8 protein-coding genes are annotated in these 6,879 nt (G+C 68.0%); 1 reads left to right on the top strand and 7 read right to left on the bottom strand.

The features are described from left to right. Positions 1-432 precede the first annotated feature (432 nt). Positions 433-1,554 (top strand): hypothetical protein, encoded by a 1,122-nt coding sequence (locus ACZY0X_RS29525; protein ID WP_463775456.1) that lies wholly within the window; start codon positions 433-435, stop codon positions 1,552-1,554. Positions 1,555-1,676: 122 nt separating this feature from the next. On the opposite strand, the gene ACZY0X_RS29520 is transcribed toward ACZY0X_RS29525, so the two are convergent. From ACZY0X_RS29520 to ACZY0X_RS29490, 7 genes are all read right to left on the bottom strand, one after another. Further along, positions 1,677-1,964 (bottom strand): hypothetical protein, encoded by a 288-nt coding sequence (locus ACZY0X_RS29520; RefSeq protein WP_463775455.1) that lies wholly within the window; start codon positions 1,962-1,964, stop codon positions 1,677-1,679. A 53-nt stretch (positions 1,965-2,017) separates the two neighbouring features. After that, positions 2,018-3,559: a terminase large subunit domain-containing protein gene (locus ACZY0X_RS29515; protein ID WP_463775453.1), complete on the bottom strand. Its 1,542-nt coding sequence runs from the start codon at positions 3,557-3,559 to the stop codon at positions 2,018-2,020. Further along, entirely contained in the window at positions 3,559-3,846 is a 288-nt protein-coding gene (locus ACZY0X_RS29510) for a hypothetical protein (protein WP_463775452.1), read from the bottom strand. The genes ACZY0X_RS29515 and ACZY0X_RS29510 overlap by 1 nt, the downstream gene beginning before the upstream one ends. Positions 3,847-3,938: 92 nt before the next feature. After that, positions 3,939-4,526 (bottom strand): hypothetical protein, encoded by a 588-nt coding sequence (locus ACZY0X_RS29505; RefSeq protein WP_463775451.1) that lies wholly within the window; start codon positions 4,524-4,526, stop codon positions 3,939-3,941. A 98-nt stretch (positions 4,527-4,624) separates the two neighbouring features. After that, positions 4,625-5,413 carry a hypothetical protein gene (locus tag ACZY0X_RS29500; RefSeq protein WP_463775469.1) on the bottom strand — a complete coding sequence of 263 codons (789 nt, stop codon included), beginning with the start codon at positions 5,411-5,413 and terminating at the stop codon, positions 4,625-4,627. A 291-nt stretch (positions 5,414-5,704) separates the two neighbouring features. Further along, positions 5,705-6,406 carry a hypothetical protein gene (locus ACZY0X_RS29495; RefSeq protein ID WP_463775450.1) on the bottom strand — a complete coding sequence of 234 codons (702 nt, stop codon included), beginning with the start codon at positions 6,404-6,406 and terminating at the stop codon, positions 5,705-5,707. Continuing rightward, complete coding sequence (locus tag ACZY0X_RS29490; RefSeq protein ID WP_463775448.1) at positions 6,403-6,633, bottom strand: hypothetical protein; 231 nt, start codon at positions 6,631-6,633, stop codon at positions 6,403-6,405. The genes ACZY0X_RS29495 and ACZY0X_RS29490 overlap by 4 nt, the downstream gene beginning before the upstream one ends. Positions 6,634-6,879 lie beyond the last annotated feature (246 nt).

The raw sequence follows: 6,879 nt of genomic DNA, 5'->3' as shown, positions 1-6,879 counted from the left end.
GCGTACCCCCGCCGAAGAACTCGACCGATTACTCTCAGACCCCTCCACATTCGTTGCAGCGACCGCCTGAATGCAAGGCGCGATCTACAACGCTCACGCAGATCTCGGCGCAGTCCTCGCGAGTTCTGCACCACTGCCGTGAGCGCCAGCCCGCGACGGGCATCGCGTCCGTCTGAACTGGGAAAACTTGGTGGGCGCGACAGGTATCGAACCTGCGACCGCTGGTGTGTAAAGGGACCGGAGATAGTGCACCTGTGTTCGACTGCGTCACATACGTGCAGGTAGGTGCACTGATTGTGTCAACTGCGTAGTCCGCTGTGCATCGCTGTATGTGCGCGTCTTGGCAACTTGGCGGCAACCTGGCGAACATGCATTCGAACACACGGTGTCGGGTCGTCGGAGTTGTCTGCCCGGCCGCGTACCTTCTGACCCGTGAGCAAGAAGGGCGACAAGAAGCGCCTCAAGCAGCGAGAGAAACAGCGCGCGGAAGCACAGCGCCGCCGACCGGCCGACGCTCCCCCGCGCGCGCCAAAGCCTCGGCGCGAACCGACGCGAACCGGTGCAGCCAAGGGGCAGCAGTCGCGGTGGATGGGACCACCGGAGCCACCCGACCCCGAGAGCCCGGAAGGCCCGCTCACCCCGCGCAAGGTGTCCGAGTCCGAGTACCTGTCGATGGAATGGCCGCCGGACGAGGACGCACCGCCGGGAGCGCCCTCGATCCAGTTCCTCTTCAAGCTCACCAAGCGCACCGTCAACCTCACCAGCGAGACACTGACGCTCGACATGAAGCCGGTCGAGGACACCATCCATCCCCGCGAGCTGAGCTTCGATCCACCGCTACAGCGATTCGGCAAGGACGGCGCAAAGGGGTTCCGGCATTACTGGGAGAAATTGGACTACGTATTTGGGTTACCCGACCCCAGCGCGTTCCCGCAGCTGAGCATCCAAGGCGACGACCGCGACAGCGTGCTGCGCTTCATCGAGATGTGCCTGCGGCTGGCCAAGTTCAGCATCATCAACGACGACACCAGGCTGCGGAGCTACAAGGACACCGAAGACGGCGAGTGGCATCTCCAGGTATCCGACTACCCCAGCGACGAGAGCTTCTTGGGTGCGTCGGCGCTGTTCCGGCAGATCCACAACGATGGTGAGCCTGCCTGCTTCACCAACGCACACAACGCCCTGTTCAAAGCAATGAAAACCCTGCCCGATGAGCAGCGGGACGCGGCCAAGAGCGTTGTGCTGCAATGGAAGGATGCACGCGGCGAGCTGATGAACCACACGCTCCAGACGTTGACGGCGCTCAAGGCGGGCAACGCCACGCTGGACAACCCGGTGAGCTACGGCAACGTCAATCCCGAAACGCTGATCCGCACGTTCAACTACGGCGACTCGTTGCACTTCGGCGATGCGAGGGCACAGCTGGACGACCTTACGGCTGACCCGTTTCACGAGGCGTACTACAAGTACGCCGCGCTGCTGTCCATCGTCGGTCTCAGCCACCTCTACTTCGGATTCGCCGAGTTGCTCGCTTCCACGCTCGGCAGCGTTTGACCTCCACCGAAACTGCACCGCTGTGCGCCGTGCATACGCGCGAACGCCGCCGGGTCAAGGCCGTTGCACCCGCAGCCGAGGACAGGCCGCCACGGCGGCGCACAGCCGCCAAACGGGCCTGACTAGGGGTGTTGCGGGCAGCGCCCGGTCTCCAGCGCCGCCCGCATGGCCGGATCTGCGGCGTGGAACGACGGCACCCACTGCCCGCACTCGCCGCAGTCGGTCAGCCCGCCGAGGGCTACCGCACCGTGGTGGTGAAGCACCGCCAGGCGGTCGGTCACGTGGCGCACCGCGTATCCAGCCTCAATGTCGGTTAGCGGTTGGGGCGGTGCGGCCAGCATCGTGCGCAGCTCTGCGCGGGCCGCACGTGCCAGGCGGCCTTCGGGATCGGCGTAGGCACAGCTCCGCACCCGGCACACCGGGCGATCAAACGCTGGGCGGCACCGCCGTAATGCGGTGGCGGTCATGAGGTTCGCCGGTCCAGGCGGCGCGCCAAGGGATTGCCGAACGGGAGCACCTGTGCGTCGCTGCCGGGAGTGGCGGGTCCGCCGCGCTGGCCCAGTCGCCTGGCATCCGGCGTCGCGATGGTGACCTGTCCGGCTGCGCTGGCGGCCAGGGTCTCGAAGACGATGGTGGCCGCCGCCACGCTGTCCGGCTGATGCTGTCCGGCCTCCCAGGCCAGCATGTCGGCCTCCAGGTGCGGCAGTTGGCCCGCGATCCGGCAACGTCCGGTCTCCAGCGCCGCGATGAGGCCCTGGGACCGGGACAGGGAGTCGCCCTTGCGGGCCTGGCCCTTCGGCGGCCAGGTGCTCACCGTGATCTGGTATTCGGCGGCGTTGCGCTGCACGGCCTCCCGCAACAGGCGCACGTAAGTGGTCGCCGCGCTGTATCCCTCCACCACGATGCGCGAGGCACCGATAGCGACGGCCAGCTCCACAGCTCGGTTCACCCAGCCCTCGGAGGTCAGGCGTGCCGAGATGTCGTGGGTTACCGCGATCTGGCCGTCACGGCCCACCGACCCGGCGACGATGCCGGTCTCATCGCCCTCGCCGGACTCGGCGGGATCGACGCCCACGACCGTCAACGTGGGACCGCGGGAGGCCGCGATGAGGCGGTGGCCGTCGATCCACGCCGATTTGATCAGGCCGCCCTCGGGGCTGGTGGGGGTGCCCAGGTAGAGCGCGGCCCACTGCCGCGAACCGACCTCGGCCTTGATCTCGGTGAACCGTTCCAGGGTGAATCCGTTGGCACTGGTGAGGGCGACGCCGGGTTCACGGTGCAGCGCGTCGGGCACGCCGCTGGTGGCGATGGCGGGGATGTTCACGACGCGCCACCGACTGTCCGGTTCGGCCAGTAGTTCCCCGGCAATGTCCTGCTCATGCCAGCGGGTGAGCACCAAGATGGCGCTGCCCCCAGGCATCAATCGCGTCATGAGTGAGGCGCGGAACTCGCCGATCAGGCGGCGGCGGTAGGCGTCGGAGTCGGCCTCCTGTGCGCCTTTGACCGGATCATCGACAATCAGATAGTTGGCACCGAACCCTGTGGTGCCACTCAGGATTCCACCGGCGAGCATGCCGCCGCGCCGCCCCTGCACACGCCATCGGCCGATGGACTTCTTATCCTGCGCCAGCTCGAACCCGAGCAGGTCGCCGTGCTCGGCAATCATCCGCCGGGCAGCCGCGGAGTGTTCCTCGGCCAGGGTGTCGCCATAGCTCTTGAGGATGACCTCGGCGTCGGGGTCGCGCATCAGCAGCCAGACCGGGAACACGCGGGAAACCAGGGTCGACTTCCCGGTTCTCGGTGGTGTGGTCACGATCAGGCGGGCGTCGGGTTCCGCCACAGCACGGACCAGCTCATCGGAGAGCAACCGGATCGTCGGCGTGACCACGAACGTGGGATCGAGCATCACCGCCAGCTCTGCGGGGCTGGCCGGTCGGCGTCGGGATCGCACCGCCGCCAGGGCGCGGGCCGCGGTCAGGGGCGCAATGGTGTTGGCCGCCACCATCAGAGCACCCGCAGCTCTCGCGGCTGGTCGAGGACCGGGCCGGGCGCGCTGCGGCCGTGCTCCAGGCACACGTAGTTTCGGCCGCCGATCATCACGGCGTACACCCCGCCGGACTCGAACAACCGGGTGAGCGCACGGGTCTGCTGCCACCAGGTGCCGGGCAGCTGGGGGCGGATCGTGCGCCAGGCCACCAGCGTGGTGCCGGTCGGGGTCAGGGCCGCCAGGATCGCGGCGTCTATCTGGTCCTCTGCGGTCTCGGGTGTCGCGGTGGGTGCAGCGGTGGTCATGGTTGGTCTCCTCGGTCGGTGTCATTGGTGTCGAACGGATTTGGTGATCCATTGCCCGCGTCGAGGCCCGCGGGAAGTTGCCTAAAGGTGGGTCAGAATCGCACCGGGCCGTCGATGCGGAAGCTGTTGGGTCGGGCACCGCTACGGATGGACGCCAGGCCGAAGGCGGCGTTCTCCTCCGTCAGGCCAAGGGCGGCAAGCACGTCGCGGTGCCGGACCTCGCCTCGGCTGAACAGCTGACCGGCTAGCGCGAGCGCGGAGGGAAAACAGCGCTCCAGCAGGTTGGCGAGCTGGGGGTTGATGGCAATGGCCGCGCCGCCCGGTGTCGTCATCAGCGCACGGTCCTCCGGTGATGCGCCGTCGAGCGCAGCCTGGAGGAGGTGCCGCGTGGGGCGCGTGCCGCCGAACCAGCGTGCGTCACCCCACGGCCCGGCGAACCCAACCGCTGCGTTGCGGTCACGGCTCATGCTGGGATCGAAACTTGTGAGGCCGTGAGCATGCGCGTGGGTCTTGCTGGGCCGGGTCACCGCAGCTGCCCGCAGCTGTCCGCCCATCAACGCCACGGCCACGGAGTGCAGTCCTTCGTGGAGGCATACGTCGAGTTCACCGAGTTCGGTGGCCGTGACCTTCTTGGCGAGGTCGCGCCGGGTGATGACGCGCGGCGTCGCGGTCGTCGTCATGGTGGTGATTCCCTTCTGTTGTTTGGTGACTGGTGGTGAAGGTGTCGGGGTCGGTCGGACGAGACCCGCAGCCATGCCGCCACGACCGACCCCGACACCTACCCCGTAATCGAGACAGCTCCGAGGGAGGCCTCGTAGGCGACCAGCAGCGAGCGTTCGGCGATGGCGACGAACAGGTTGTGCTCTACCTTCATCGTGTCGCGCACCGCCACCTGGTCGCGCCAGCCGTATGTCGGGCTGGTGGCCACCAGCGCGGTGTCCAGACCATCGACGTAGCCGCCGCCGAAGACCCACGTGTGGCCGAGAGGTGTGACCAGCTTGGCGCCGGTGCGGATGACCAGGTTGGCCGCACTCGCCGCCGCCACCAGCGTGGGGCTGGCGTGGATGCACCCGAGCGTGTTCGCGCGCGCCAGCTCGCCCTCCAGCTGCCCCACCGCGGCCACGATGTCGCCCACCGCGGTGGGCGTGCCCGCGTCATTCAACAGCCGGTCGGCGAACGTGCGCTCGACGGCCACCTGCTCACGCATGCGCAGGTTATGGCGCACGCGGGCAACGACCTCGGCGCGCGAGGGCTCGGTGAGGTCGCACTCGTCATAGGCCCACACCGTCATTGGCGCGAAGGTGTCCAGGAACGCCGGTCGCACACCGTCCTTGACGTCGTTCTCGGTGAGGTCATCGGCACTGGCGCACCAGCTCGCGCCCCAGACACCGAACGCCGCGTCGCCGCCGAAGTTGTGCACCCGCATCTCCACACCGGAGATCAGGAACCGCGATGGCGCGCCTTCGGGGGTGTCGGTCCAGACAGTGGCCGCGAACAGGCCCTGCGGGCTGGGGTTGAGCAGCGGTGCCTCGAACGGCACTGGCAGGGCCGAGTTCTCAGCGGTCAGGGTGCCGAGCGGTGGCGGCGTGCCGGTCGTCGGCGGAAGGGTGGTGACACGGGCGGGGTCGCCCGTCAGCGTGCCGAGGGTCATCGGGATGCCTCCATAGTCGTGGTGTCTTCGGTCGTGGTGGTGGGCCAGCGAAATGGTTTGCGTTTGGGTGGTTCATGCAGCCGGATTGCGGCGTTCACGCAGGCGGTGCACCGCCATTTGTGGTGATCGCCCTTGTGCTGGAGCGATGGGCCGCCACAGTCCGGACAGGTGCCCGGTGCGGATCGGCGTGCCATCTCCGACATGGCCCTACACCGCTCCCAGCTTGGCCAGGGTGTGCTGCGCACGTTCGGCGTCGTGACGCTGTCGCTGTTGGCGGTTGTAGTCGGCCATGGACGGGAGCGCCTGGCGCGCAGCAGCCTTGGGCACGCGACGCTCCAGGTCCAGCACAGCGCCGTCGAGGATGCGTAGTGCCCGCTCGATGCGCTCGGATGCCGACGGACTCCCGCGCAGGCCGTCGTGGCCCGGCGGCAACGCGCGGGCGAGTAGAGCGGCCACGTCACCGTCGTAGGGTGCTAGCCAATCGGCCAGCGCCTGCACCCAGGAGCCGGAGATGATCTGCTCGTCGCTGATGTTCGGTACGCGAGGCCGCACGGCCAGGTCGGCGACGGCCCGTGCGGTGCGCGCTCGGGTCTCGGCGGTCTGGTGCCGGTCGCCTGCGATCATTCCGACCGCCACCGAGAGCACCTCCGCCACGGCATCGGCCACCGCTTCGACCTCGTTGCGCATGGCGCGCGGAGCGGGCAGGCGCGAGACGTCCACGCCGACCGACCGGCAGACGGCGCAGACCTCGACGGACTGGCGGAAGTTCTTGCCGGTGTAGTGGACGGGTAGACGCTTACGCCGCCGCTCGCGCAGCTCGGCCTGGTCGGTAGCTCGGACCTTCGGAGCCGGTGCACCGGAGGGTGCCAGCGGCGCGGGCTGGCTGCGGCCCAGGCGTCGCGGCATCATCGGGCCACCGCCTGACGCAGCGTGGACACCAGGCGGTCAACACCAGGTGCGGACAGTTCGCCTGCATCGCGCTCGACGCTGCGTCGCACACGGTGGAATGCCAGGCCCTGGCGGCACTCAACCACACGCGGATCGGTGTCTGGAGCGCCACGCGCCTTGAGCGACGCCAGTAGCGCCGACCAGCTCGAAGCCGACCGGCTTGCCGGATCAACTGAGGTTGTCGTCATGCGTCAAACCGTACGACCCCACGATGCACCGGTACGGCGTCTAGAACAGCACCGGCGTGTCGATCAGACGCGTTGTGCCACAGTAGATTTACTAGACACTATGGACAATCCACGACCTTCAGCAGATGGTCGTGATATGGGCATCGTCGCCGCGCCAACGCACCGGCAGTCGAGCCCGCCGAGTCGGTGAATTGCGGCGCGATCTCCCCGCACCCTTCACATTCGGTGCTGTGAAGGTCGACCTTG

The organism is Mycobacterium sp. IDUB_39, assembly GCF_055419205.1.
The sequence above is the reverse complement of the archived record's forward strand: the minus strand, read 5'-3'. Positions and strand labels throughout refer to the sequence as shown.